This is a genomic window from Streptomyces sp. PT12, from assembly GCF_003311645.1.
In the GTDB taxonomy this organism is placed as follows: Bacteria; Actinomycetota; Actinomycetes; order Streptomycetales; family Streptomycetaceae; genus Streptomyces.
Genome location: NZ_QEST01000023.1, coordinates 145,825 through 171,894, shown reverse-complemented (window position 1 = coordinate 171,894; position 26,070 = coordinate 145,825). Strand labels below are relative to the sequence as shown.

Genomic DNA, 26,070 nt, shown 5'->3' with positions numbered 1-26,070 from the left:
ACCGCACCAGCGACGAACCGTCAGCCCTCACGACACCACGAGTTCAACCTCAGTATGCAGAGGTGCTGATGGAGAACAACGTCACCACGACCAACTTCTGCGTGATCTACACGCCGGTGTCGGACTGGGAGTTCGCGTCCATCAAGTTCCGCTGGTTCCACCTGGCGCCCACTCCGGGTGAGGAGCGCCGCCTCAGTTACTACGACGTGGACGCTTACGCCTCGACCAGCGACCAGTACGCGTCCATGTTCGTCAACTGCCCCGTGGGCGCCGCCCCTCCCGACGAGTTCCTGTGGGCCGAACTCGCCGTCCAGACCCCCGGCACCGGCTCGGACCACGACGACATGATCGCCATCCTCAACTCCGCCGCCTACGCCGTCGTCGACGCCCTCGACTGCACCGAGGAATCCGGCCTCACACCCGAACCACCCGCCCGATGGGAGGGCACCACCTGACCTCACACCCGCAGGGCCTCCCGCACCACCGCCTCGGCGTCCGCCGTTCCGAGACCCGATGAGGTGATCCGGCCCGCCTCCAGGACGTAGTACCGCTCGGCCGCCCTGAGGGCGAAGCCCACGTGCTGTTCCACCAGCAGCACGGACAGGTCGCCCCTGCCGCTCAGGTCGAGAATCGTGGCCTGGATCTCGCGCACCACCGAGGGCTGGATGCCCTCCGTCGGCTCGTCGAGGAGCAGCAGGCGGGGGCGGGTCATCAGGGCGCGGGCGAGGGCGAGTTGCTGGCGTTGACCGCCGGAGAGGAGGCCAGCGGGACGGGTGGTGACCTCGCGGAGTGCGGGGAAGCGGTCGAACGCCTCGTCGAGGGCCGCGCGCCCGTCGCGGCGGCCGTCGGCAATCAGCCGCAGGTTCTCCATGGTGGTCAGCTGCGGGAAGCTCTGCTGCCCCTGCGGGACATACGCGATCCCGCGGCGCGCCCGGCGGTGCGCGGGGAGCCGGGTGATGTCGTCGCCGTCGAGGAGGACGGTGCCGGAACGGGGCCTGATGAGGCCGACGGCCGCGCGCAGGAGCGTGGACTTGCCCGCGCCGTTGTGGCCGAGCACGGTGGCCACGCCGTCGTCGGGGACGGTGAGGGACACGCCGTGGAGCACGGTGGTGCGGTCGTATCCGGCGACCAGGCCGGTGATCTCCAGCATCAGGGCGCCGCCGTCTCGCCGAGGTAGACCTCCTGGACCCTGGGGTCGGCGCGCACCTCGGCGGCCGTTCCCTCGCTCAGGACGCGCCCGGCGTGCAGCACGGTGACGCTGGCGGCGAAGGCGCGCATGAAGTCCATGTCGTGCTCGATGACGACCACCGTGCGGTCCTCCCCGATGCGTTGGAGCAACTGGCCTGTCTGTTCGCGTTCTTCGTGGCTCATTCCGGCCACCGGCTCGTCGAGCAGGAGGAGTTGGACGTTCTGCACGAGGAGCATGCCGATCTCCAGCCACTGTTTCTGGCCGTGTGCGAGGGTGCCCGCCGCGCGGTCGCGTTGTGCGGTCAATCTCGTTGTCTCAAGGGCGCGTTGGACCTCTTCGGGGATGGTTCTGCGGCGGCGCAGCAGGGTGTGGGGGCGGCGGGTGGTGCCCGCGGCGATGTCGAGGTTCTGGAGGACGGTGAGGTTCTCGAAGACGGTGGCGGTCTGGAACGTGCGCCCGATGCCGAGCCGGACGATGCGGTGGACGGGGCGGCCGAGGAGCTCGCGGCCGCCGAATCTGACGGAGCCGGTGGCCGGGGCGAGGCCGGTGATGGCGTCCACCAGGGTGGTCTTGCCCGCGCCGTTGGGCCCGATGAGGAACCGCAGATCGCGGGGGCCCACGCGGAGGCTGACGCCGTCGACGGCCACGAAGCCGTCGAACGTGACCCGCATGTCGTCGATCACCAGGTCGTTGAGGGGCTGTTCGGTCATGCCGCTGTCACCACGTCCGTTCGCTGGCGGCGTCGGGTGGCGGCCAGGTGCCACAGGGAGGCGAGGCCACCGGGGAGGAAGGCGACCACCACGACGAAGAGGCCGCCCTGGAAGTACGTCCAGGCGGAGGGGAATTCCTCGGAGAGCGTGGTCTGCGCCCAGGCGACGGCGACCGCGCCGATGGCGGCGCCGACGACGCTGGCCCGCCCGCCGATGGCCGCGCCGATGACGAACTGGATGGAGGGCACGATGCCGATGAGCGCCGGGGAGATGATCCCGACCGCGGGCACGAACAGCGCGCCCGCCACGCCCGCCATCCCGGCGGACAGGACGTAGGCGGCGAGCTTGACCAGCGCGGGGTCGTAGCCGAGGAAGCGCACGCGTTCCTCCGAGTCCCTTACGGCGACGAGGAGTTCGCCATAGCGGCTGCGGAACAGCTGCCGGGTGGCCAGCATGAGGAGCAGCAGCGTGGCCGCGATGAGGAAGTACACCGTGCGGCGGTTGACGGGGTCGTGGAGGGAGAATCCGAAGAAACCCTGGAAGTTGGTGAGTCCGTTGGTGCCGCCCGTGGTGGCCTGTTGGCCGATGAGCAGGATCGCGAACGCCGCGGCGAGGGCCTGGCTGAGGATGGCGAAGTAGGCGCCGCGCACCCGGCGTCGGAAGACGGACCAGCCGATGAGCGCCGCGAGGCCCATGGGGAGCAGGAGCACGGCGGCGAGCGCGACGGCCGGGGAGCTGAACGGCTGCCACCACCAGGGGAGTTCGTCGGTGGAGCCGTAGAGCAGCATGAAGTCGGGGAGCTGTCCCGGGCCCGCGTCGGCGAGCTTCATGTGCATCGCCATGGCGTAGCCGCCGAGGCCGAAGAAGAGGCCCTGGCCGAGGACGAGCATGCCGCCCCTGCCCCAGGCCAGACAGATGCCGACGGCCACGATGGCGATGCAGAGGTAGCGGGCGAGCTGCCCGAGGCGGAAGTCGGACAGGAGGAGGGGTGCGAGGCCGAAGAGGGCGAGGGCGCCGAGCGCGTAGCCGACGGGTGTCCGCCAGCGGGCCCAACGGGCCGTCCCGCTCGGGGACTTGGCGGCGGAGGACGTGGCGGTGGTCTTTGCGGCGGTGGAGTTGGTCATGCCAGGCTCCGGGTGCGGAGGGTGTGGATGCCCTGGGGTCGCCACTGGAGGAAGGCGACGATGGCGACGAGCACGGTCACGCGGGCGACGCTGACGGTGGTGGAGTACTCCATCAGCGCCTGGAGGACGCCCAGGGCGAACGCGGCGATGACCGCGCCGCGCAGCTGCCCGATGCCGCCGACGACGACCACGAGGAACGCGTCGATGATGACGTTGGTGCCCATGGTCGGGCCGATGGGGCCGACCAGGGTGAGGGCGACGCCCGCCAGGCCCGCGAGGCCCGAGCCGAGGACGAAGGTCACGCGGTCCACGCGGGCGGTCGCGATCCCCGACGCCTCGGCCAGGTCCCGGTGTTGGACGACGGCGCGGATGCGGCGGCCCAGCGGGGTGAGCCGCAGCGTCAGGGTGAGCGCCACGACGGCGGCGAGCGCGAGGCCGAGGATGAACAGCCTGCCATGGGCGAGCGTCAACGGGTCGTCCCCGCCGATCAGCGTGATCCGCCCGGACAGCCAACTCGGCGTCTCGGTGTGCACGTTGGGCGCGCCGAAGAGGTCGCGGGCGAGCTGCTGGAGCATGAGCGAGACGCCCCAGGTGACCAGCAGGGTGTCCAGGGGGCGGGCGTAGAGGCGCCGGATCAGCAGCCATTCGAGGGCCGCGCCCATGGCCCCGGCGACCGCGAAAGCCACCGGGAGCGCGACGATGAGCGAGACCCCGGCGGAGCCGATGGGGCCCTGGAGCAGGTAGACGCTGTAGGCACCGGCCATGATGAACTCGCCGTGGGCCATGTTGATCACGCCCATCTGGCCGAAGGTGAGCGAGAGGCCGAGGGCGATGAGCAGCAGGACCGCGCCGATGCTGACGCCGGTGAGCGACTGGCTGAGGATGACCGTCACGGCGCGTCCTCGCCCGGGGACCCTTCCGTTCCCTCACCGCCCGGCTCCTCGGCCGAAAGTCCTTCGGCCCAGGGGTAGTTCGTGAGGAACGGGTCGGGTGCGACGGGTTCGCCGGAGTTCCACACCTCGTCGATCAGGCCGTCGGCGCTGATGCGGCCGATGCGGGCCGTCTTGTGGATGTGCTGGGTCTCGCCGTCCACGGTCACCGTGCCCTCGGGCGCCTCGAACGTGATGCCGTCGGCGGCGGCGCGCACGTCCTCCACCTCGAACGACCCGGCCTCCTCGACCATGGCGGCCCACAGGTAGACAGAGGTATACGCGGCCTCCATCGGGTCGGAGGTGGGCCGGTCCTCGCCGTAGCGGGCCTGGTAGGCGGCGACGAACTCCTCGTTGGTGGCGCCCTCGGTGGTCTGGTAGTAGTTCCAGGAGGTCAGTTGGCCCTCCAGCGTGTCGGCGCCGATGCTGCGCACCTCCTCCTCGGCGATGGAGACGGACATCACCGGCATGGACTCGGCGGTGAGCCCCGAGGCGGCGTATTCGCGGAAGAAGGAGACGTTGCTGTCGCCGTTGAGGGTGTTGAACACCGCGTCGGCGCCCGAGGATTCGACCTTGCCCGCGATCGTGGCGAACTCCGTCGAGCCGAGCGGCGCGTAGTCCTCGCCCGCGATCTCGATGCCGTGCTCCTCGGCGTACGCGGTGATGATGCGGTTGGCGGTGCGCGGGAAGACGTAGTCGCTGCCGACGAGGTAGAGGGATTCGACGCCCTCCTCCTCGCGCAGGTAGTCGAGGGCGGGGATGATCTGCTGGTTGGTGGTGGCGCCGGTGTAGAAGATGTTGGGCGACTGCTCCATGCCCTCGTACTGCACGGGGTAGAAGAGGAGCGACCCGGCGCGTTCGAAGACCGGCAGAACCGCCTTGCGGCTTGCGGAGGTCCAGCAGCCGAACACCGCCGCGACCTGGTCCTGCCTGATCAGCTTCTCGGACTTCTCGGCGAACGTCGGCCAGTCGGAGGCGCCATCCTCGCTGATCGGCTCGATCTGCTTGCCGAGCACGCCGCCCGCGGCGTTGATCTCGTCGATGGCGAGCAACAGGGCGTCGCGGACGGTGACTTCGCTGATGGCCATCGTCCCTGACAGGGAGTTGAGCAGGCCGACCTTGATGGTGTCACCCGAGGTGTCCACCTCGGCGGCGTTCCCGCCCGCCTCCTCTCCTGTCCTGGCCCCGCAGGCCGTGAGGGTCAGAGCGGTGGCGAACGCCAGTACGATCGCGGCGAGACGGGTTCCCCGGGCTCCGGGCATGACCGACCTCCTCCTAGGGTCCCTTGAAGGGACGGGGAATCGCGAGGGGAGTGGGCCGGGCCGCGCCGCCCGGCGTGCGCATGGCACAGCTTCAAAGGGCGGCGTTTCCCCGGGATTTCACCTCCATTAATACTTCCGTTCGGAAGTATCACGGCCGTTCATGGGCGTGCGGGGCCGCTCCAGGCGTCGAGGTCCGCGGTCACGGCGAAGTCGAGACCGTCCGCCTCCGCCAGGTAGATGCGCTGCCGCACATGGCGCCCCGCCAGGCGAAGCAGCCCTCTGGCGCCCTCGTAGCTGACCTCGCCCGCCGCGCCCTCGATGGCGCCGACCTCCCATGAACGGGCCCGGTTGATCAGGGCGGCGAGCAGCAGCACGCCCTCGTAGCAGGACTCCCCCAACGCGCTTGGCCCCGGCGATTCGGGCCCGAAACGCGCCGCGTAACGCCCGTGGAAGTCAAGGGTGTCTGCGGTGGCGAGCGCCCCGAAGAACCCCGCGGTGGCCGACAGGCCCCTGGTGGCCTCGGGGCCGCTCGCGGCCAGCATGTTCTCGTCCATCAGCGTGCTCAGCCGCAGACACCGCTGGTCGAGCCCCGCGGCGGCGAACGCGCGGTTGAACCGCACCGCGTCACTGCCGACCAGCAGCATCACCACCGCGTCAGCGCCCCGGCGTTCGACGGCCCGGAGCACGTTCCCGAACTCCTGGGCGCCCAGCGGGAGATACGACGCGCCGCAGATCTCACCGCCGCTCTCGCGCGCGTAACGCTGGGCGGCGCGGGCGGTGCGCCGGGGCCAGACGTAGTCGTTGCCGACGACATACCACCGCCGCACGCGCCGCTCGGCCGCCAGCAGCCGCATGGCCGGGCGTAGTTGACCGTCCGGCGTCTCGCTGGTGAGATAGACGCCCGTCGCGTCCTCCCCGCCCTCGTATAGCGCCGTATACACATAAGGCACCCGGGCGGCGATGCGCGGCGCGACGGCGTGGCGCACCGAGGAGATGTGCCAGCCGGTGACGCCGTGCACGGCGCCCGCGGCCACCAACGCCTCGACCTCGGCCGCCACCAGCGGCGGTGGCGCGCCCCCGTCCACGGTGACGAGCCGCAGCTCGCGGCCGAGCACCCCGCCAGCGGCGTTGACCTCGTCGGCGGCGAGCTGGGCGCACAGCTCGCACGCGGGCCCGAAGATCCCCGCGGGCCCCTGCCGCGGCACGACGAGAGCCACCCCGAGCACCCCGGCCTCGGCCGTCAATGGCCCACCCACCCGGCCCGCCTCCCGTCGCATCACCGGCCCATGATGCCCCCTCCCGGGGGCACTGAAGGGCCCGTTGCGGTGGTTCGCCTTCGGCGATCAGGGGGGAGCCATGGCCGACCGGGCACCAGGCGGCCTCGCGGTCACCCTCCGTCGGCCGCGTCGCCTCGCCTGGGGTGTGGTGGCCCTCGTGGCGGTCGCGGCCTGTTCGTCCTCAGATGACGCGCCCGACGAGCCGGGCGGGGAGCCGTCCGCCTCTCAGACGTTCGAAAAGGAGCGGACGGCGGGCGAGGTGTGCGGCGGGGTCTTCGCGACGGCGGCGGAGAGCCTGGAAGCGCTGGCCGGTGAGCGGGTCTTCGGCGAACTCGAGGGCGCGCCGCCCGCCGACCTCGGTCGCCACGTCGAAGTCCTGCGCGACGCCGAGACGTTCACCGAGGAGCTCTGCTCGGTATACCCCCCGACGCGGTGGCCGCCGAGCCGGGGCGCGTGGACGATGCGACGGGGCAGGCGGCGTACGCGGCGTCCGACAGTGCCTGGATCGAGTTCCGCCGTTCGGCCCGGAGCCCGTCACGCGAGGAGGAGTTGCTCGCGGCGCTGACCCACGCCGACGCCAGGCACGCCCACCGACCCCGACGCCATGGTGGCCGTCCTGAACGCCGCCGCGTATGGCGTCGCCGACGGGCTGGGCTGTCTCGCGGAGTCGGGGCTCGTCGCGGGACAGCCGGAGCGGGCGGCGGCCTGAGAGCTCGTACCATGGGGGTGGCGTTCGGGCCTTGGAGGGCGGAGGGCTATGTCCGTTGATCTCGTGGGGCTGCTGTCCCGGGCCGAGCGGCTGGCCGTGCGGCGGGTGCGTGGGGTGCTGGACGAGGAGGGGTGCTCCGTCGACGCGTGGCGCGTGATGTCGCTGCTCGCCGACGGCGAGGGGCACGGCATGACAGCCATCGCCGAGTGTGTGCTGCTGCCGCCGCCGACGCTGACCCGGCTCGTCGACCAGCTCGTCGACGACGGCATGGTGCACCGGCGCGTCGACCCGCTCGACCGGCGCAGGATCCTGGCGTTCCTCACGCCGCGCGGGAGCGAGGTCTGGCAGCGCCTCGACCAACGGGTCAGCGCCACCTGGGAGTCGCTGCCGAGCAGCGGCGACGACGACCTGCTCGCCGCGCTGCTCGCCCGGCTGGTGTCCGACCTTGAGGGGAACCGCCCCGCGCTGACCTGAGGTTGGTCCGCTCGCGGGTCAACGCCCCGTCGCGAGGTAGTCGTTGATCAGCGAGGCCCCGGTCGTGGCGTCCCGGCAGGTGATGACGACCCTCCGGCCGTTCCGCAGGTTGAGCACCAGACTCTCCCCGCTCCTGACCAGGTACGCCGTGGTCCGCCCTCGCACGCGGTATCCCCAACCCCCCATCGAGAGCGCGGAGATGTCGTCCTTCTCGGCCTTGTCGATGTCGGCGAGCGGCACATGCCGCCGAGGCCAGCCCAGATAGCCCATCCGGATGAGCACCCCGGACTCGCCGGCCACCACGCGCAGCGAGCCGAACATCGAGGTGACCACGGGCGCGATCAGCACCAGGAGGATCCCGGCTCCCGCCGACGACCACAGCGCCGCGATCAGCACGGCGGCAAGCAGAGCGCCGAAGAGGGGAACGGCGACGTTCCCCGCGCCGCTCACCCAGGCCGTCCGGCGGCCCGCACCGCCCTTGTCCCTGTCTCTCATCCGAACTCCTCGATCATGTGGGCCAGTTCCTCGCGCCGGTAGCCGTTCCGCTCGCCGACCTCCACCAACTGCCGGACCAGCTCGGCGACTTCGGCGTCCCCGGGGGAGAGCGCGCTCACCCGGATCCCGCGGCCCCGCCTGAACTCCAGCAGCCCTTCGTCGCGCAGCGCGCGCAGGGCGCGCAGCACGGTGTTCGCGTTGAGGCCGAGCGCCTCGCCCAGCTCCTTGGCGGTCGGGAGCCGGTCGCCCGCCGCCAGGTCGCGCGTGCGGATGGCACGGCGCAGCTCCGCCGCCAGCTGCTCGTGCAGCGGGCGCGCGTCCGTTGGATCGACATGAAGCAGCATGGTGCTATTCATACTAGCTTCATAGGCACCGTTGGGGAAGGGCCGTGTCGGCCGGGCCCGTTCAGCCGACGTCCTCGGCCACGCGGCCCGACGCGGCCCGGTGCCCGCGTTCCACGGCGCGTGCGGGCACCATGACCAGCGCGGTCGTGCCATAGGAGTCCGATGGCCGCACCTGGACGCGGATGCCATGGCGTCGGGCCAGGCGGCCCACCAGGATCAGGCCCATATGGCGGGGGGCGGTGAGGTCGGCCTCGGGCGGCTCGGCCAGACGGTGGTTAATGTCCTCCACGTCGAGGGGTGACAGGCCGATGCCCCGGTCCCGGATCTCCAACAGGACCCTTCCGTCGGGCAGTTGCTGGCCGCTGAGGGCGACCCGGGTCACCGGCGATGAGAACGAGGTGGCGTTCTCCAGGAGTTCGGCCAGCAGATGCACCAGGTCGCTCACCACGGGCTCGATGACATCGAGCGGCGGAACGCCGCCCAGCTCGACGCGCCGGTGATCTTCCACCTCGTACGCCGCCGCGCGCAGCACGTTCACCAGGGGGATCGGATGCGCCCAACGGTGGTATGTCTCCACGCCGTTCAGCGCGAGCGCGCTCTCCGCGAGGCGGCGCACGCGGACGGCCAGGTGGTCGAGCCCGAACAGCGAGGCGAGCCGGTCCTGGTCGGTCTCGCGCTCCTCCAGCTCGGAGATCAGCGCGAGTTGGCGCTGGACGACTCCCAGGGTGCGGCGCGTGAGCTGGACGGTGGCGTGGCGCAACGCGAACTGCCTCGCCGCGGCCCGCACGGCCTCCCGCCGCACCGCTTCGACCGCCTCGGCGGCCTGCCCGATGTCGTCCTGGCCATGGAGGGCCAGCGGCCGGGGTGCGAGGCCCTCGGGGGCCGGTCCTTCCGGGACGACGAGGCTCCGGCCGTACTCGGTGAACTCCTCGGCCATCTGCCGTGCCGCCTCGGACAGTTGGCGCGCCGCCGCCGATCTTCTGAGCACCGGGGGCCGGATCCGGCTGGCCTTGGCCGCCGCCTCGTCGACCAGCTTCTCCGCCTCGGCCCGCGCCTCCTCGATCCGCGCCGCGGCGTCCCGCGCGGCCTCGAACCGCACGCGTTCCGCCTCGCGTCGCACGCGCTCCAGGTCGTCGAGCCGGTGCCCTGCCGCCTCGGCGGCCTTGGCGGCGCGCAGCCGCTCCTCGGCGGCCTGCCGCTCCAACTCCTCGCGCTCTGCGGCGTCTTGGGCCGCCGCCAGCTCGGCCTCAAGCTCCTCGCAGTGGGTGAGCGCTGCGTCCCGTTCCCGCTCCGCCTCCCGCAGGGCCTCCTCGAGCCTGGCGACCTCATCGCGCAGCCGGGCGGACTCCTGCCGCAGCTCCTCCTCGCGGGCGCCATGCCGTTCGAGGTCGCCCCGCGGGCGGCTCCGCTCGCGCCTGCCCGCGCTGTCCACCTCGTGTAACCGCGCCTCAAGGGCGAGGAGGCGCCGCCGCTGCCCTGTGACGGCGCCTCTCAGCTCGCGCAGCTCGAGCTCCGCCGCCTCCTTGCGCAGCACGGCGTCCTCAAGACGGTCGCTTGCCATCTGCTCCCGGTAGCGGGCGGGCCTGGTGGCCAGCAGCGCGTCGCGGTGCAGCCGGTACAGGTCGCCCTGGAGCTCGGCGGAGACCTCACGGCCGTTGACCTTGCAGGCCGACTTCATCAGGTCGTCGAGGAACCGCTTGTCGGGAACGCGCTCTCCGCTCAGATAGCGCGACACCGCCGAAGGGCCGTAGTGGTGGTAGGCCGCGAACTGGCGTAGCGACTTCCCCGTGGCCCCCATCAGGCGACGCAGGGCGAGCGCCAAGTCCCGTACGTCAGGGCGCAGATCGGCCGACAGCTCCTTGAAGCCGCCCACGTCGCCCTCCGCGCCGCTGCCCGCGTCGCTCCCCTCCACCGCCCACTCCTCCCCGGCCGTCCCCTCGGCTACGCGATCAGCGCGTTGAAGAACGCTACGGCAGCGGCGAACGCCGCCGCGCCCACGATGACGGAACGGGCCGCCCCGCCGCCGTCGGCCAGGGCGGTCAGCAGCCCGGCCGCCACCCCGACGAGCACGCCGAGCAGCAGGATCAGGGCCGAACGCACGGTCAGCAGGGGCCGGTCCACCCGTGTCCTCCTCCGTAGGTGTCATGAGCCCGCCACGGTGGGCGAGCGCTCTCCCAGTCTTGCCGCCCACCGGGGTGTTCCCGGCCGGGAACGGGGCGTTCCCGGCAGGTGGGGACACATGTTCACGGCCGCCGACCGGTCGCCCAACGGCTATCGGGAGTACGGCCGTTCACAGGTCGCGCGGGTGGCCGACATCGAGCCGCTGCTGTCCCTCGGCCTCACCGCCGCGGACATCCGCGCGTTCCTGCCGTGCCTCGGCGACGCCATCGCCGATGGCCCCGTCTGCCCAGCGAGCGCCGCCGTGATCGCGCGGCGGCTCGCCGACGTGGACGACCGGATCGCCGCCCTTGCCGCGGCGCGCGCCCGCCTGGTCGACGCGCTGACCAGGGCGGGCGCAGGAGAGCTCGCGCGGCCTCACGAGCCCCCCGGCGCGCGCACCACCGGGTAGGGGACGAACGTGCTGCTGTTCTCGTCGATGTCCAGCGCGTGGCCGGGGGCCGGGACCGCGCGCTGGGGGCAGTCGAGGCGTTCACACACGTGGCAGCCCATGCCGATCGGGGTCGCGGCGGACGCGTTGTCCAGGTCGAGCCCGTCGGAGTAGACCAGGCGGCGCGCGTGCCGGAGCTCGCAGCCGAGGCCGATGGCGAACGTTTTCCCCTGCTCGCCCCAGCCGCCGCGGTGCCGGGTGACGGTCCTCGCGGTCCAGAGATACCGCTTTCCATCCGGCATCGCGGCGATCTGCACATGGATCCTGCCCGGCGCGGCGAACGCCTCGTACACGTTCCACAGGGGGCAGGTGCCGCCCGCGCGGGAGAAGTGGAACGCGGTGGCGGACTGCCGCTTGGACATGTTCCCGGCCCGGTCCACGCGGACGAACGAGAACGGAACGCCGCGCAGCCGGGGCCGCTGGAGGGTGCTCAGCCGGTGGCACACGGTCTCGTAGCCCATGCCGTAGCGGTCGGTGAGCCGTTCGATGTCGTAGCGCAACTCCTCGGCGGCGGCGTGGAATTCGGCGTAGGGCAGGATCAGCGCGGCGGCGAAGTAGTGGGCGATGCCGATGCGGGCGAGTGACCAGGCGGGCGAGCCCTCGTCGCAGTCCTGTGAGGCGAGCCGCGAGAGCTCGGGGCCGTATTCGAGCAGCGCGACCTGCGTGGCCAGGCGGAAGGTCCGCTGGCCCGGGCGAAGCCTGCTGGAGAGACGCAGCACGCGCGTCGAGGGGTTGTAGTGGTGCAGGCGCCCGGCGCCCGTGGCCAAGCGCACGCCGTGGCGCACGAGGAGGCGCGCGGCCAGCGTCCGCCCGCCCTCGCCGGGGCGGATGCCCACCTCGCGGGCCAGCTCCTCGGCGGCGGTGTCGATGTCGTGCAGGTAGTTCTGTCTGCGGTAGAAGAACTCGCGGATCTCCTCGTGCGGCGAGCGCGGCCCGGCCAGCTCCTCGGTGTCCCGGTCGGCCGTTCGCCGGGCCAGCCGCTCGGCGAGGGTGTGGTTGCGCCGCCCGAGGTCGACGAGGGCCCGCGCCACGGCGGGCATCCTCGACGCCAACTCCCCCAGATCCGCGGGGGAAAGACGCCCCGCGGTGATCTCGTCGGTCAGCGTCTCGCGCAGGTCGGCGACCAGCCGCGCGGTGTCGCGTTCGGAGAAGAAGTCCGGGTCGACGCCGAACGCCTCGGTGAGCCGCAGCAGCACGGAGACGGTCAGGGGGCGCGAGTCGTGCTCCATCTGGTTGAGATAGCTGGGCGAGATGGCCAGCAGCCGCGCCAACTCGGCCTGCTTGAGGCCGCGTTCCTCACGGAGCCGCCGCAGGCGCGCCCCGGCGTAGATCTTGCTCATCGGCACCTCCCTCGGCACCCCGCCCGCGACCGCGGCCCGCGCGCGGCGTCCTCCCCGTCCGCTCGCGCGCGGCGTTCGCTTGGCAGGATTCGCAGAACCGGCCCTGAAGATAGGCAGAGATTAGCAGAAGTCCAGCATTGATGACACTCAGTGCCAGTGCCACAGTGGGGATGAGGGCGTTGAACAGGCGGAGTTGAGCGGTATACCCGGGCCACCAGGGTAACGTGCCGCCCAGTCTTGACACTTGGTGTCACACACTTCGCACCATTGACAGAACGCCCCACGACAGCGCACGGCACCGCACGACAACGCAGGGCACGCAGGGCAACGCAGGGCTTCGAGCGAAGGGAGACCGGTCATGACGCAGACACCGACCCGGAGGGGGCCGGGGGCGGGGGCGCGGGGGCCCGCGTGGACGACGGCGGACGAGCTGGCGCTCCAGTGGGAGACCGACCCCCGCTGGGCTGGCGTGCGGCGCACCTACCGCGCCGAGGACGTCATACGGCTGGCCGGGAGCGTCACCGAGGAGCACACCCTGGCCCGGCTCGGCGCCGAACGGCTCTGGCGCGAGCTGCACGACCTGGACTATGTGCACGCGCTCGGCGCCCTGACCGGCGGCCAGGCCGTCCAGATGGTCAGGGCGGGGCTGCGGGCCATCTATCTCTCGGGCTGGCAGGTCGCCGCCGATGCCAACCAGGCCGGGCACACCTACCCCGACCAGAGCCTCTACCCGGCCAACTCCGTTCCGCAGGTGGTGCGTCGGATCAACAACGCGCTGCTGCGGGCCGACCAGATCGCCACCGCGGAGGGCGGCACCGACGCCACCGACTGGCTCGCCCCGATCGTGGCCGACGCGGAGGCGGGCTTCGGCGGCCCGCTCAACGCGTTCGAGCTGACCAAGGCGATGATCGCGGCGGGCGCGGCGGGCATCCACTACGAGGACCAGCTGGCGTCCGAGAAGAAGTGCGGGCACCTGGGCGGCAAGGTGCTCGTGCCCACCGGCCAGCACATCCGCACGCTCAACGCCGCCCGGCTCGCCGCCGACATCTCAGGCGTGCCGACCCTGATCGTCGCCAGGACCGACGCCCTGGCCGCGACGCTGCTCACGAGCGACGTCGACGAGCGCGACGCGCCGTTCTGCACGGGAGGGCGCACCGCCGAGGGCTTCCACCGGGTGCGCAACGGCATGGAGGCGGCCATCGCCCGCGGCCTGGCGTACGCCCCCTACGCGGACCTGCTGTGGATGGAGACCGGCACGCCCGACCTGGACCAGGCGCGCAGGTTCGCCGAGGCGATCCACGCGGAGTACCCGGACCGGATGCTGGCCTACAACTGCTCGCCTTCGTTCAACTGGAGGGCGGCACTCGACGACGACCAGATCGCGGCTTTCCAGCGGGAGTTGGGGGCGATGGGGTATCGGTTCCAGTTCATCACGCTGGCGGGGTTCCACTCCCTCAACCACGCGATGTTCGACCTGGCCCGCGGCTATGCCGAGGACGGGATGACGTCGTATGTGGCCCTCCAGGAGGCCGAGTTCGCCGCGCAGAAGGAGGGGTTCACGGCGGTGCGCCACCAACGCGAGGTCGGCACGGGGTACTTCGACCTGGTGTCCACCACCGTCAACCCCGCCTCGGAGACCACCGCGCTCGCGGGCTCGACGGAGGCCGAGCAGTTCGGCTGAGCACAGCGGTGAGCCCTCTCGGTGCCGAGCCCCCTTGAGGCACAGGGCCTCAAGGGGGCTCGTCCCGACGAACGCGACGCCGCTCGGATCAGTCGCCGCTCGGGTCAGTCGCCGCTCGGGTCAGTCGACGGCGTTGAGCGCGGCCAGGTAGCCGCCCGAGTGGCCAAGGGCCGTGGGGTGGTACGCCTCCCACGTGGGCAGCCTGACGTCGTGCAGCCAGTCGTCACCCGAGCACAGCTCGTGCCCGGCGAAGCGCGCCGCCACGTCGCCGAACGCGAAGCCATGGGCCGAAGCCCGGGCGGAGATCACGGAGTTGAGCAGGTCGGACGCGTCGTTGATGGCCTCGCGCTTGGTCTGGCTCAGCCCGATGCACCAGTTGGAGGGCTCGATGTACATGCGCGGGTAACCCAGCACCACCACGTGGGCGTTGGGCGCGCGGGAGTCGATGGCGGAGTAGACGGAGTTGAGGCGGCCAGGCAGCGTGCCGGTGATGAACGACTCGGCCGTCGCGATGCGGTTGAGGCACGTGGAGTCGGAGCCGGTCACACACGTGGTCATGACGTTGGCGAACCCGGCGTCGTTGCCGCCGATGCTGATCGAGACCAGCCCGGTCGACGCGTTGAGCGAGCCCAGCTGCGAGCCGGTGACATCGCTGGTCACCGCGCCCGAGCAGGCGACGAAGGAGAACGACGAGGGGGCGTTGGCCGCCGCCCACAGCGCGGGATAGGCGTTGTTGCTGCGGTGGCAGTTGCCGCTGGCGTCGATGTAGTTCCCGGCGCCGTTGCCGGAGGAGTACGAGTCCCCCAGGGCCACATAGGCCGGTCCTGCGGCCTGGGCCGAGCCCGTGCCCATCAGGGCCATCAGGACGGAGAGAACGAGCGCGGACAGGACGGTGAGGAACTTCGGCGGTCTCACGGAGCCTCCACGTGGGGGTCGAGGATCGCGCGTCGGATCGCAACGCGCGTTGACAACAGTGTTCATGTCAACCGCCCCGCCGTCGAGACCTCTGTCGCCGCCTCAACCACCGTTTCCCCCACCGGACATCGCGCGTTCGGCGACACGCAAGCCTTCCCGGGCTGCGCGCGCCCTCCTCACGCGGCGCGCGCCCTTCTCAGGCCCCGACCAGGAAGTCGGGCCGGTCGAGGTGCTCCATGATCGTCTGATGGGCGCGCCAGCCGTCGGGGAACGTCGGGGGAACGTCGAGATGCACGGGCTGGCTCGACGGGTGGCGGTCGAGGAGCGAACGGATGCCGTCGCGCGCGACGACGACGCAGGCGTGGCGGTGGCGGGAGAGGAGCACGCACAGCCGCCCGGTCTCCAGGTGGAACGCGCTGGCGTCCGCGCGCCCGGAGAGCGTGAGCCGGGCCAGGCGGCGCGCGGCGCCGACCGCGTGGTCCCCGCGGGCCTGGGGGAGGCCCGTCTCGGCCAGGTAGGCGGCGTAGTCGGTGAAGCGCGTCCTGTCGGTCTCCCAGCGCCCCGCGACGCTGGCGTCTTGTCGGCATCCCCGAGGGCACCGCCGCCGAGAGCGCGGCCCGCGCGGCATGAGCCGCGCGCGCCCGCCACGGCGCGGGCCCCCGAGGCACCGGTCCAACGAAGCCCCGCCCGGGCAGGGCCGAGCTAGTGCTCGGTCCTCTGGCGCGCGGCCGCCACCTGGCGCAGGATCTGCGGGAGAATCCCGCTGCTGGGCGGGGGCAGGCCCGGGTCGTAGGTCCAGGCGTGGCCCACCCATGGGTCGGCCAGGTGGTCGTCGGGGACCGGGGTGATGCGCAGCAGCGCGCGCCACAGCGGGTCGAGGAGCGGGCCGTAGGCGCGGGCGTCCTCGCGGTCGCCGATGATCATCAGGTGGACGCCGACCGAGGCCCCCTCGTCGGCCAGGTACCGCAGGTGCGTCACGCCGCGGTCGTCGAAGCCGTGCGGGAAGTCCCGGACGATCAGGAGCTGTTCGGCGAGGTCGATGTCCGGAGGCAGCGCGTCGCCCGCGCCGCTGCGGATCGCCATCTGCACCAGGTCGACGCGCTGAGTGAGCCCGGCGAGCGTCGCGGCGACGCCCGCCTCGCCCACCGCGGGCGGCTCGGCGAGCACCCCCGCCTCGACCAGCGGCGCCAGGCCGCCGACCGTGCCCGTGGGGTCGATGACGCGGACGCTGAGGCCGTCGGCCGGGTGAACGGCCAGCAGGCGCGCGGCGATCGCCGTGGCCGTCTCCGCGGCGCGCCTGCGCAGGTCCTCGGAGTCGTGCAGCGCGGCCTCCATCCCGCCACCGCCGCGCCCGCTGTCGATCCACAGGCCGCGCTGGAGCGGCATCCGCATGAGCATCGGGATCCGCAGCCCCACGTGCTCGGGAAGGCTGAGGTCGCCGAGGCGCAGGGCCATCGGGACCTCGTCGGGCACCTTGTAGGCGTGCCAGCAGGGGTTGTCCCAACGGGCGTACGCGGGCGGCAGGGCGGGCTCGACCACCTCGGACTCGGCGACCAGCTGCGTGACGTCGCGGTCGAGGGCGGCGCGGGCCTGGTCGACCAGCTGGGCGCGCTTGGCCTGGGCCTTCGCGCGGGCGGCGTCGGCGACGGGTCCGACGCGGTTGCGGGGGTCGGAGAGCACGCCGTCCAGCTCGCGGTCCATGCGGGAGTCGGCGAAGTCGACGGCGCTGCGGTAGGCGGCGGTGGCGCGGGCCAGGTCCTCGAACATGCCCCACACCTGGTTGTACAGGCGTTCGTCCATCGACCAGCCGGTGGCGTCCCCGGCGACGGGCTGGCCCGGCTGGCCGGGCTGGGCGGGTGGTGGCGGCGGCGCGGGCGCCACGGCGCGGGCGATGCCGCTGGCCACGGCGGCGTTGATCGTGGCGGCCAACTCCTCGGCCTCGGGCAGCCCTTGGTCGTGCAGCATCGCGGTGAGCCCGCCCGCGAAGCCCTGGCCGACCGCGCGGACCTTCCACGCGTCATTCCTGCGGTAGAGCTCGAGCGCGACGACGGCGGACTCCGCGTCCAGGTCGATGATGTGGTAGCTGACGATCGCGGCGCCGTCCAGGCCGGTGACGGCGGCGGTCGGGGGCGCGACGGCGCCGAAGCTGGCGGGCCCGCCCACGCCGGTGGGCAGCGCGAGCAGGACGTTGACGCGGTGCACGGCGGCGGGCAGCGCGTCGAGGTCGACGGCCAGGCGGTGGTCGGCGGCGGCCTGCTTGGAGACCTCGACGCCCGGCAGCCGCGGCGAGGCCGGGTGGGCGATCCATGTGGCGTCGCGCATGCGGCCGTGCTCGTCGTTGAGCGTCACCCCGGCGGCGATCGGCTGGCCGGCGGACACCCGTATCTCCAGGCGCGTCTCCGGGAGCGGGTGGTTCTGCCCGCGAATCAGCTCGACGGTCATCGTGGCGCCCTCTCAGAACGTTGGGGATGGGCGAGCCCGGCGCGGTCGCGCGCCCCGCCGGGCCCGATCGTAGCGGTGGATGCGTAACGGTGGGTCGTTACGGTGGGTACGGGCGCTTACAGGTAGGGGACCAGCGCGGGCAGCAGGTCCTGGAACGTCCGCCCGTTCGCGGGCTCGCCGATCGCGGTCATCTGCCAACCGCCGCCCTGCCGGTGCACCTTGGCCATGATCTGCGCGGTGTAGGAGCCGCCGCCGGTCAGGGTGTACCGCGCGAGCTCCTGCCCGTTGGTCTCGTCGACCAGGCGGCAGAACGCCTGCTGGACCTCGGCGAACGTCTGCCCCGTGAAGGAGTTGACGGTGAAGACGATCTGGTCGACATGGACCGGCAGCCGCTGGAGGTCGACGAGGATCGCCTCGTCGTCGCCGCCCTGGCCCGCGCCGCCCACTCGGTTGTCGCCGGTGTGCCGAACGGAGCCGTCGTCGCTGGTCAGATGCTGGAAGAAGACGACATCCACCGGCTGCTTGTCGGCGAACACCACGGCGGAGGCGTCGAGATCGACCTCGCGCGTGCGCGTCCCGAACAGCCCCCGCCGGGGAGCCGCCTGCCACCCCAGGCCCATCCGCACGGCGGTGAGCGTGCCGCCGTCGGACTTCTGGAGGTTGATCGCCTGTCCCTTGGACAAGTTGAGGCTCACGTGCTAACCCTTCTCCGGTCTCGCGCCGCCATATCCAGCGGTTGCACGGAACCCTACGCAGTCCCACCGACAGTCGCCCGCGGCGGCACGGCTTTGTGTCAGTCCTGCAACGCGGCGGGGCGAAAAGCCGCCCTGCCCGGTTCGGCAAGGTTTCTGCATGGATCTCGCCACTCTTCTGTCCGGACACGCGGCAACCATCCCGTTGTATGGGCCCCCGCGACGGCGAGCAGCCGCACGCTTGGCGGAAAGGCCCGCAATGACACACGGACATGGGGGATGTCGTCATGCCAGCCATCGGAGACTCCGAAGGCGTACACGCACATGACGGCCGGAACCGCGACCGGCAGTGGCTGACACTGCCGGGGCGCAAGAAGGTGCTGGCCGTCGTCCACACGGTGCCCTACGGGAAGCGACTGAGCGAGATCGTCGGCCTGTTGGCACAGGACTTCCGGATTCAACTGCTGTTCACCGCGCCGCCCCACGAGTTGGGGGACGGCGCTTCGCGCTATCTGCACGACCTCGGCGGGCCCGTCCTGCCGTGGGACGAGGCGCTACGTCTTGAGTACGACCTGGTCCTCGCGGCCGGGCCACGGGGCATGGGCGAGGTACGGGGGCCCGTCGTCACCGTGCCGCACGGGGCCAGCTATCTGAAGCGGAGGGCGGGGGCTTCGCGCACGCACGTCTACGGTCTCGGCCCCTCGGACATCCTGCTCGGCGAGGACCGCAGGCCGCCCGCCGCCGTGGTGCTGCCGCACGCGGGTGACCTTCGGCAACTCGAGCGTTCCTGCCCGGAGGCGGTGCCGGTCGCCACCGTCGTGGGCGATCCGGTGTACGACCGGATCGCCGCGAGCCTCCCAGGGCGGGAGCGCTACCGTACGGCCCTGGGGCTGCTGCCGGACGAGGAGTTGGTCACCGTGGTCTCGACGTGGGGGCCGCACTCGTCGTTCGGCGGCATCGAGACGCTGATGCCGCGGCTGCTGAGCGAACTGGCGCTTCCCGGGCAGCGGATCGCCCTGCTCCTTCATCCGAACGTGTTCTCCGGCCACGGGTCCTTCCAGGTGCGGGCCTGGCTGTCGCGGTGCATCGACCGCGGCATCGCCGTCGTACCGCCCCAGGCCGACTGGCGGGCGCTCCTGGTCGCCGCGGACGCGATCATCGGGGACCACGGCTCGGTGACGCTGTACGGAACGCTGACGGAGGCGCCGATCCTGCTTGCGGCGTCGCCGTCCCAGGAGATCAACCCGGACTCGCCAGCGGCGGCGCTCGCCCTGACGGCGCCCGCGCTGACCCCTGGGCATGCGCTGTCCGAGCAACTCGGCTATGCGGCGGCCGAGTACAGAAGAGAGGAGTACGCGGCCATCGCCTCCCGTATCAGCTCCGAGCCGGGGCTCTTCGCGCGCAACATGCGCCGACTGCTGTACCTGGTACTGGGGTTGGGCCAGCCCGCGCACGCCGCGCCGACGGCCCCGCTGCCGCTTCCGCCCCGGCTCGACACCTGGGCGGAAAGGCGGCTGACGGCATGAACGCGCCCGATGAACGGCCGTGCGGTCCCGCGGCCGTCGCCCGGCGTTGGGTCGCCACGCCGTCAGGGGGCGACCGTCCCGCCGACTCCTTCGCCCTGGCGATCCGGACCGCGTCGGGGTCGCGCACGTTCGTGGCGCGCGGCGGGCCGCTGCCCGACGCCATGGACGAGCACATCGCCGTGGACGCGGACGCGTGTGCGGAGGAACGCTGGCTAGCCTGCGCGGACGTGCTGTACGGGCACGTTCGGCGCCCGCCGCCGCGGGCGGTCCCATGGGCGCGGGCGCGACTCGCCCGGCACCCCGGGTGCCGACTCGTCGCCGTGCCCCTCGCCGGGGGCGGCTGGCTGGTGGCGGACCACAACGGTGTCGTCCGGGTGTCGGGGCGGCGGTCGGCTGCGTCGGCATGGCGCGGCGGGGTCAGTCCGCTGATGGCGTCGTGTCTGCACGGGTGGCTGGTCGATGGCCACTCGCTGGCGGAGCTGAAGGGTCTGGGTCCGCCGAGGGAGAGCGCTCTCCCAGAAGCTCCCTGAGCCGTGCCGCGTCCTTGGGACTCGAGGAGGCGAAGAGGGCGAGGGCGCGTTCACGATGGCCGCGCGCGGCGGAGTGATCTCCGGCGCGCGCGGCGCTGTCGCCCCACGTGTCCAGCGTTCTGGCCTGCCAGTGGACCGTCCCGCGGACCTCGAACACCTCGAGGGCCTGGCGTAGTTCGCTCTCGGCGCCGCCGTGATCACCCATCCGGGAGAGCGCTTGCCCGAGGAACACCCGGGCCCGGGCCACCTCGTACGGCTCGTCCAGCTCGGTCATGGTCGACAGAGCCAGCCTGAAGTGGGTCTCCGCCTGCTGGTACCGGCCGCGTTCGATGGCGATCTCGCCCAGCACGATGCGGGCGAGCGCGGTGCCCCGAAGGTAGCCGACCTCGTTCCACACCTCGATGGCCTCCGCGAGGTAGGGGATCGCCCCCTCGAACCGCCCCGCCTCGCGGTGCGCCGCGCCAAGCCCCAGGAGCGCCTGTCCCTCGTCCCTTCGGTCACCGACGCCGCGCGCGGCGTCGAGGGACGCCGTGTACCAGTCGATGGCCGTCTCGAGGCGGCCTGCCGCGCTGAGGCCGATCGCCCCCGAGTTGAGCATCTGCCGCTCGGCGTCCCCGTTCCCTGCCCGGTGGGCCGCCGCCCGCCCCAGCTCGTGCGCCTCGATCCACAAGGGGTAGTGGCGAAGACGCGAGAACAGCGGCCACATGGCGTCGACGAGCTGCCACGCCGTGTCATCCCATCCGCGCTCCACGGCCGTTCGCACCGCGACGAGCAGATCGGCGCGGCGGGCATCAAGCCAGCCGAGGGCACCGGCCTCGTCATCGAAGGGGAGGGAGAGGTCGGGCGGGTAGCGCACGGTGCGCTCGAGCACCGCCTGCACCGGGGTCAGGATCCGTTGCGCCGCCGTTGCCGTGGCCAGGAACCAGTCGCAGGCGCGCCTGAGCGCCTCCGCCCACGCCGTGCCGCCGTCCTCGGACGCCTCGTGTCGCGCGAGCGCGGCCGCGTGCCGCCGCACCACGTCGTGCAGGCGCCAGCGGTCGACGTCGACGTCCTCGACGAGGTTCGCCTCGAGCAGGTCGTCGAGCACCCGGTCGGCCTCGTCGAGCGAGAGCCCACCGGCCGCCGCGGCCAGCCGGGACTCGAAGACCGGGAAGGGGAACGCCCCCAACCGCCGGTACAGCCTGGCCGCCTCGGCGGGCAGCACCGCGTAGCACTCGTCGAGCGCGGTGTGCACGGCCGCCACCGCACCTTCCCCGGTGAGCGTCGCCGCGCGTCGGGGATCCCGCGCGAGGGTGTCGGCCATGGTGTGCACCGGCTGCCGCGGCCGGGACGACAGCCAGGCCGAGGCCAGGCACAGGGCCAGGGGGAAGCCCGCGCACAGCTCGACCACCCGGTCGGTGGCCCCGGCGTCGGCGCGCAGCCGGTCCTCGCCGATCCCCCTGGACAGCAACGCCCACGAGGCGTCGGCGTCGAGCGGCCCGAGCTGGTGCGGCACCGCGCCCTCGATCCGCAGCCCCGTCAGGCGGAACCGGCTGGTCACGATCGTGAGATTGCCCTCACCACCCGGGATCAGCGGAGTGGTCTGGGCGGCGGAGATGGCGTTGTCGATGACGACGGCGATGCGCAGGGGCGCGGTGAGCGTGCGCCACGTCCCCATCAGCTCCGGCAGCCCGGTCGGCGTCTGCGTCAGGCCGAGCGCGCGCAGGAACTGTCCGAGAACGTCGCCCGGCGCGACCGGGCCCTCAGGGGCGTGGCCGCGCAGGTCGGCGTAGAGGCAGCCATCGGGAAACCGCGACTCCGCGCGGGCTCTCACCCAGCGCGAGACCAGGGCCGTCTTCCCTATACCGGCCGGGCCGCTCACAACGATCAGGGGCGCCTCGCCGTCGGCGGCGCGGTCATGGATCTCGGAGAGCGCCGCGAGCTCGCGTTCCCTGCCCGTGAAGTGCGGGGGAACACGGGGCAGTTGCCGGGGAACGGGCCGAGGCGGCGCGCTCTGCTGGTGCACGTGGATCCCGCCGTTCACATGACCGGCCTGAATGCTCGCCCCCTCGATCCTGGCCGAGCCGCCGATGACGTTGCGATGGGCTTGCGCATAAGGATGCACGGGCCATCCCCCCAGACCGAGCCAGTGCCGTCGACACACATGACTACGTGCGCTGCGCTTCTTCCTACCCATCAGGATCACACCGAGAACAAGAAGAGCGATCGGCGGCCCGAAATCGGCCAACGCCGCCGCCCCATGCCCTCTGGCACCCCCGCGACGGCTCTGTCACCCTTGGGCCAAAGCACGACGGACCGGCCGGGGAGGGCTGGTGGAGGTCGCGGTGCTCGGCCCCGTGACGCTTGCATCACGGGGGCAACGTCTGGCGTTCCGCTCGGACAAGGAACGCATCGTCATGGCGACGCTCGCACTCGAGGTGGGTCGCCCCGTCGCACTGTCCACGTTGATCGACCGCCTCTGGGACGGAGCGACCGCGCTGCCTGCCCGGCCGCGCGAGAACGCCCACTCGCATGTCTCCCGAATCCGCCGCGCGTTACGCGAGGCCGAGCGGGATGAGGGGAATCCGGCCGCGGCGCGCACGCAGTTCATCAGGGGGCACGCCCACACCTACACGCTGGAGATGGATCCCGACCAGGTGGACTGGCACCGCTTCCAGCGCCTCGCCGCGCGGGCCACCCGCCTCGAGGGCGAAGGGGACGACGAGGGGGCCGCGGACTTATTCCGCGGGGCGGAGAGCCTGTGGCACGGCGAGGCGTTGGCCGGGCTCCCGGGGCTGTGGCCCGAGCAGGTGCGCACCAGCCTGGCGGAGTCCAGGCACCAGGTCACCTCGGCCCGCATCGCCGCCGAGCTGCGCCTCGGCCGCTTCGCCGAGTGCCTCGCCGAACTGTCCGCGCTGACCGCCCGGCACCCGCACGACCAGCGGCTCGCGGCCCGTCTGATGATCGCCTACTACGGGTGCGGGCGCGACGCCGAGGCCCTGGCCACCTATCGGGCCGTGCGGCGCACGCTCCACGACGACCTGGGGAGCGAGCCGGGCGAGCACCTGACGCAGATACATCAACAGATCCTCAACCGGACGCCGGTCGGGCGGCTGCTCCCGAGACCGCCCGGCAGAGGGGTCACCCGGGTCGCGCCCCGCCCGGCCCTCGCGCGGACACCGCGGAACAACCTCCCGCGTCGCACCGAACTCATCGGCCGAGTCCGTGAGTTGCGCCGCCTGGAGGCGGCGGGGGACGGAGGGCGCGTGGTCGCCCTCGAGTCCATATCCGGGATGGCGGGGGTGGGCAAGACATCCCTGGCCGTCCACGCCGCGCACATGCTCGGCGACCGCTTCCCCGACGCGGGGCTGTACCTCAACCTGCTGGGGGACGGCAGCGACAGGGAGCCACTGACCGCGGGCGCCGCGCTCGGCGATCTGCTCGGCCTGCTGGGCATTCCGCCCGAGGCCATCCCCCGGTCCACCGAGGAGCGCGCGGCCCTGTGGCGGGCCATCCTGGCGGACAGGTGCTCGGTGATCGTTCTCGACGACGCCGCGGGGCCCGACCAGGTCAGGCCGCTGCTCCCCGACACGAGCCCCTCGTTGCTGATCATCACCAGCAGGCGACGGCTCACCGGGCTGCCCGGGGTGCGCTCGCTCGCCCTCGACGTGATGGACGCGGACGACGCGGCGGCGCTGTTCCGGGCCTGCGCCGGTGAGGAGCGGATGCGCGACGCGGACGATCCGGCCGAGCTGGCCCGCGTGGTCGAGCTGTGCGGCTATCTGCCCCTCGCGGTGGAGCTGGTGGCGGGACGTTTCAGCACGCACGGGTCCTGGGACCTCGCGACGCTCAGGCAACAACTGTCCCGACCTTCGGGCAGATTGGCGCAGATTTACGACGGATACCGTGAAATCGCCAATGCGTTCGGGCTGAGCTACCTCGCGCTGCACGCTGATCAACAATCGGCGTTCCGCCTGCTGGGGTTGCATCCGGGGGATGATTTCGACCCACCGGCCGCCGCGGCGCTGACCGGTCTTCCACTGGCCGAAACCGAGCGCCTTCTCGATCACTTACTTCACTGCAATCTTGTGCGTGAGCAGATTCCGAATCGCTATGACTTCCATGATCTGGTGGGCGAGTACGCGCGGACCCTGGCCACCGCCGAGGAGACGGAAGAGGTGCGCGAGGCCGCGATCCTCCGGCTGATCAATTTCTATCTCAACGCCGCTGACCTCGCGGATCGTTCTCTCTACCCCGGTCGGCCCAGGATCGCCCTTCCGAGCACATCGGCGGCTTCGTCGTCGAACGACTGGAACGGCTGGTTCCAGCGGGAGCGCGGGAATCTCCTGGCGACGGAGGCGTTCGCGCGCGCTCACCTGCCTCCGGTCTGGTCGGCCCTGCTCGGCCATGTGCTGGCGGGATTCCTCGACGCCGAGGGCCGGTGGATCGACGCCGCCGCCATGCGCCACCACGCCGTGGCGCACTGGGAAGCGGCGGACGACCGCCGGGCGTTGAGCCTGGCCCTGCTCGACCTTGGCGCGACACACGCGAACACCGGCCTGTACGAGGAGGCCGTGGCGGCCTATCGGCGAGCGCTCGGAATCGCCCAGGAGATCGACGAGGGCGGAATCCAGGCGGAGGCACTGCGCGGCCTCGGAGTCATCGACTGGCATACCGGGCGCCTGCGCGAGGCACTGCGTCTCCACGAATCGGCCATCGCCCTCCACTCGGAGAGAAAGAACACGCGCGGTCAGGCCCGTTGCAAAAACAATGTGGCGATCATTCTGTCATCGCTTCATCGGTACCGGGAATCGCTGGAGCACTTCCAGCAGGTGAGCGAGTACTTTGCCGCCGTGGGCGACGACCACAATCTCACCATAACCCTCAACAATATAGGCACACTTCAGCAGGACCGAGGGCGAGTGGACCTGGCGCGGCCACCGCTCGAGCGAGCGCTGGCTCTGGCGAGAGCCAGCGGCGCCTCTTTCGACGAGGTCATCGTGCAGGCGAATCTGGCCTCCGTCCTCGCCGCTTCGGAAGATGCCGAGGAAAAAGACAGAGCGCTGGCCATGTTCGAGGAATGCCTCACGGCTTTCCGCAGCTTTGGCGACAGGAAGAGCACGGCGCATGCCCTCATCGGCATCGGGGCCCTTCACCACGACCGCGGCGCATTCGACCGCGCACACGAGACCTATCGCCGCGCAGGGGAGACGGCTCAGCTCATCGGGGCCACGGCCGAGGAGACGCGGGCCCTCATCGGCGCAGGAAAGGCCCAGGCCAGCCTGGGGAACCCGACCGCGGCGGCCCAGCACCTGAGCGCCGCGCTGGCGGTGGCCCGGGCGAGCCAGGCCCACCAGGAGGAGCGGGAAGCCCGTGAACTCCTGGCGGAAGTACACCACATCGCGCGCAACTCGGAATAGGACATGAACGCGATTTTCGGGACGCGCTTCAGCTGGTAGGATCCGCCGCTTAGAGCGCGTTCGCTCGCGCTTTCGGGACAAAGTGGACATTGACTCCAATAGCGGGTGCACATCCACGAGCCAAGCGCCGCCGGACTCTCCGCCTCAGCCAGATTTTGGGATCGCGCGCGGGGTGTCTAGGATCAGCGAAGCTTGTGCATCAGTTCGAGAAAGAGACTCCCGTGCGAACTTTCCGCAGCCGCCCCCTCGCGCCCGCCTCCGCCGCGGTTCTGCCCCTCGTATCGGCAGTGGCCGCGATGCTGATATCCCAGGGCATATCGAGCCAGGGAGACAGTGGACAGACGCCGAGGACGACGTATGCGACGGCAATGGCCGCCGGAATCTACACTCTGATGCACGAGATCCTGGGTATCTACATTCCGAT

22 protein-coding genes and 1 pseudogene are annotated in these 26,070 nt (G+C 71.9%); 6 read left to right on the top strand and 17 right to left on the bottom strand.

Translation table 11 applies throughout. The annotated features are described in order from the left end of the window. The first annotated feature begins 62 nt into the window (after positions 1-62). On the top strand, positions 63-455 hold the full coding sequence (locus tag DEH69_RS03370; protein WP_113685349.1) for a hypothetical protein: 393 nt from the start codon (positions 63-65) through the stop codon (positions 453-455). Positions 456-457: 2 nt separating this feature from the next. Here DEH69_RS03370 and urtE read toward each other — a convergent pair whose 3' ends face one another. The 7 genes from urtE to DEH69_RS03335 all read right to left on the bottom strand — a co-directional run bounded on the left by urtE (position 458) and on the right by DEH69_RS03335 (position 6,858). Beyond that, entirely contained in the window at positions 458-1,150 is a 693-nt protein-coding gene (gene urtE / locus DEH69_RS03365; RefSeq protein ID WP_113685348.1) for an urea ABC transporter ATP-binding subunit UrtE, read from the bottom strand. Next, a complete protein-coding gene (gene urtD / locus DEH69_RS03360) occupies positions 1,150-1,899 on the bottom strand; it encodes an urea ABC transporter ATP-binding protein UrtD (RefSeq protein WP_113685347.1) in 750 nt (249 codons plus the stop codon). The genes urtE and urtD overlap by 1 nt, the downstream gene beginning before the upstream one ends. Continuing rightward, entirely contained in the window at positions 1,896-3,023 is a 1,128-nt protein-coding gene (urtC, locus tag DEH69_RS03355) for an urea ABC transporter permease subunit UrtC (protein ID WP_113685346.1), read from the bottom strand. Before urtC ends, urtD begins: the two co-directional genes overlap by 4 nt. Beyond that, positions 3,020-3,916 (bottom strand): urea ABC transporter permease subunit UrtB, encoded by an 897-nt coding sequence (urtB, locus tag DEH69_RS03350; protein WP_113685345.1) that lies wholly within the window; start codon positions 3,914-3,916, stop codon positions 3,020-3,022. Before urtB ends, urtC begins: the two co-directional genes overlap by 4 nt. Further along, positions 3,913-5,214: an urea ABC transporter substrate-binding protein gene (urtA, locus tag DEH69_RS03345; RefSeq protein ID WP_113685344.1), complete on the bottom strand. Its 1,302-nt coding sequence runs from the start codon at positions 5,212-5,214 to the stop codon at positions 3,913-3,915. The genes urtB and urtA overlap by 4 nt, the downstream gene beginning before the upstream one ends. Before the next feature lie 158 nt (positions 5,215-5,372). Beyond that, positions 5,373-6,491, bottom strand: a complete 1,119-nt coding sequence (locus DEH69_RS03340) for a substrate-binding domain-containing protein (RefSeq protein ID WP_113685343.1) — start codon at positions 6,489-6,491, stop codon at positions 5,373-5,375. 181 nt (positions 6,492-6,672) lie between these two features. Next, positions 6,673-6,858 (bottom strand): hypothetical protein, encoded by a 186-nt coding sequence (locus tag DEH69_RS03335; protein ID WP_113685342.1) that lies wholly within the window; start codon positions 6,856-6,858, stop codon positions 6,673-6,675. Positions 6,859-7,248: 390 nt separating this feature from the next. On the opposite strand from DEH69_RS03335, the gene DEH69_RS03330 reads away from it, so the two are divergent. Beyond that, a complete protein-coding gene (locus DEH69_RS03330) occupies positions 7,249-7,674 on the top strand; it encodes a MarR family winged helix-turn-helix transcriptional regulator (protein WP_113685341.1) in 426 nt (141 codons plus the stop codon). Positions 7,675-7,692: 18 nt separating this feature from the next. On the opposite strand, the gene DEH69_RS03325 is transcribed toward DEH69_RS03330, so the two are convergent. The 4 genes from DEH69_RS03325 to DEH69_RS03310 all read right to left on the bottom strand — a co-directional run bounded on the left by DEH69_RS03325 (position 7,693) and on the right by DEH69_RS03310 (position 10,634). Further along, positions 7,693-8,169: a hypothetical protein gene (locus DEH69_RS03325; RefSeq protein WP_113685340.1), complete on the bottom strand. Its 477-nt coding sequence runs from the start codon at positions 8,167-8,169 to the stop codon at positions 7,693-7,695. Next, positions 8,166-8,513, bottom strand: a complete 348-nt coding sequence (locus tag DEH69_RS03320; protein WP_113685339.1) for a GntR family transcriptional regulator — start codon at positions 8,511-8,513, stop codon at positions 8,166-8,168. The genes DEH69_RS03325 and DEH69_RS03320 overlap by 4 nt, the downstream gene beginning before the upstream one ends. 61 nt (positions 8,514-8,574) lie before the next feature. Beyond that, positions 8,575-10,425 carry an ATP-binding protein gene (locus tag DEH69_RS32320; protein WP_113685338.1) on the bottom strand — a complete coding sequence of 617 codons (1,851 nt, stop codon included), beginning with the start codon at positions 10,423-10,425 and terminating at the stop codon, positions 8,575-8,577. 29 nt (positions 10,426-10,454) lie between these two features. Continuing rightward, positions 10,455-10,634: a hypothetical protein gene (locus tag DEH69_RS03310; RefSeq protein ID WP_113685337.1), complete on the bottom strand. Its 180-nt coding sequence runs from the start codon at positions 10,632-10,634 to the stop codon at positions 10,455-10,457. Between the two features lie 118 nt (positions 10,635-10,752). Here DEH69_RS03310 and DEH69_RS03305 point away from each other — a divergent pair, with 118 nt between their 5' ends. Further along, a complete protein-coding gene (locus DEH69_RS03305; protein ID WP_113685336.1) occupies positions 10,753-11,082 on the top strand; it encodes a MerR family DNA-binding protein in 330 nt (109 codons plus the stop codon). On the opposite strand, the gene DEH69_RS03300 is transcribed toward DEH69_RS03305, so the two are convergent. Then, positions 11,049-12,461: a short-chain fatty acyl-CoA regulator family protein gene (locus DEH69_RS03300; protein ID WP_113685335.1), complete on the bottom strand. Its 1,413-nt coding sequence runs from the start codon at positions 12,459-12,461 to the stop codon at positions 11,049-11,051. The genes DEH69_RS03305 and DEH69_RS03300 overlap by 34 nt on opposite strands. Positions 12,462-12,819: 358 nt before the next feature. On the opposite strand from DEH69_RS03300, the gene aceA reads away from it, so the two are divergent. After that, positions 12,820-14,142 carry an isocitrate lyase gene (gene aceA, locus DEH69_RS03295; protein WP_113685334.1) on the top strand — a complete coding sequence of 441 codons (1,323 nt, stop codon included), beginning with the start codon at positions 12,820-12,822 and terminating at the stop codon, positions 14,140-14,142. Positions 14,143-14,262: 120 nt separating this feature from the next. Here aceA and DEH69_RS03290 read toward each other — a convergent pair whose 3' ends face one another. The 4 genes and pseudogenes from DEH69_RS03290 to DEH69_RS03275 form a co-directional block, all read right to left on the bottom strand. After that, on the bottom strand, positions 14,263-15,057 hold the full coding sequence (locus DEH69_RS03290) for an SGNH/GDSL hydrolase family protein (protein ID WP_113685333.1): 795 nt from the start codon (positions 15,055-15,057) through the stop codon (positions 14,263-14,265). A gap of 196 nt (positions 15,058-15,253) precedes the next feature. Continuing rightward, positions 15,254-15,496: pseudogene (locus DEH69_RS03285) on the bottom strand (helicase); the annotation flags it as partial. Positions 15,497-15,759: 263 nt separating this feature from the next. Next, a complete protein-coding gene (locus tag DEH69_RS03280) occupies positions 15,760-17,499 on the bottom strand; it encodes a TerD family protein (protein WP_113685332.1) in 1,740 nt (579 codons plus the stop codon). Positions 17,500-17,615: 116 nt separating this feature from the next. After that, a complete protein-coding gene (locus DEH69_RS03275; protein WP_113685331.1) occupies positions 17,616-18,194 on the bottom strand; it encodes a TerD family protein in 579 nt (192 codons plus the stop codon). Between the two features lie 284 nt (positions 18,195-18,478). Here DEH69_RS03275 and DEH69_RS03270 point away from each other — a divergent pair, with 284 nt between their 5' ends. After that, on the top strand, positions 18,479-19,717 hold the full coding sequence (locus DEH69_RS03270) for a hypothetical protein (RefSeq protein WP_181727228.1): 1,239 nt from the start codon (positions 18,479-18,481) through the stop codon (positions 19,715-19,717). Positions 19,718-20,134: 417 nt separating this feature from the next. Here the strand turns inward: DEH69_RS03270 and DEH69_RS03265 are convergent, their stop codons facing one another. Then, positions 20,135-22,351, bottom strand: a complete 2,217-nt coding sequence (locus tag DEH69_RS03265) for a tetratricopeptide repeat protein (protein ID WP_258534397.1) — start codon at positions 22,349-22,351, stop codon at positions 20,135-20,137. Between the two features lie 208 nt (positions 22,352-22,559). Between DEH69_RS03265 and DEH69_RS03260 the strand changes: the two genes are divergently transcribed. Then, complete coding sequence (locus DEH69_RS03260; protein WP_113685330.1) at positions 22,560-25,646, top strand: BTAD domain-containing putative transcriptional regulator; 3,087 nt, start codon at positions 22,560-22,562, stop codon at positions 25,644-25,646. Positions 25,647-26,070: the final 424 nt, after the last annotated feature.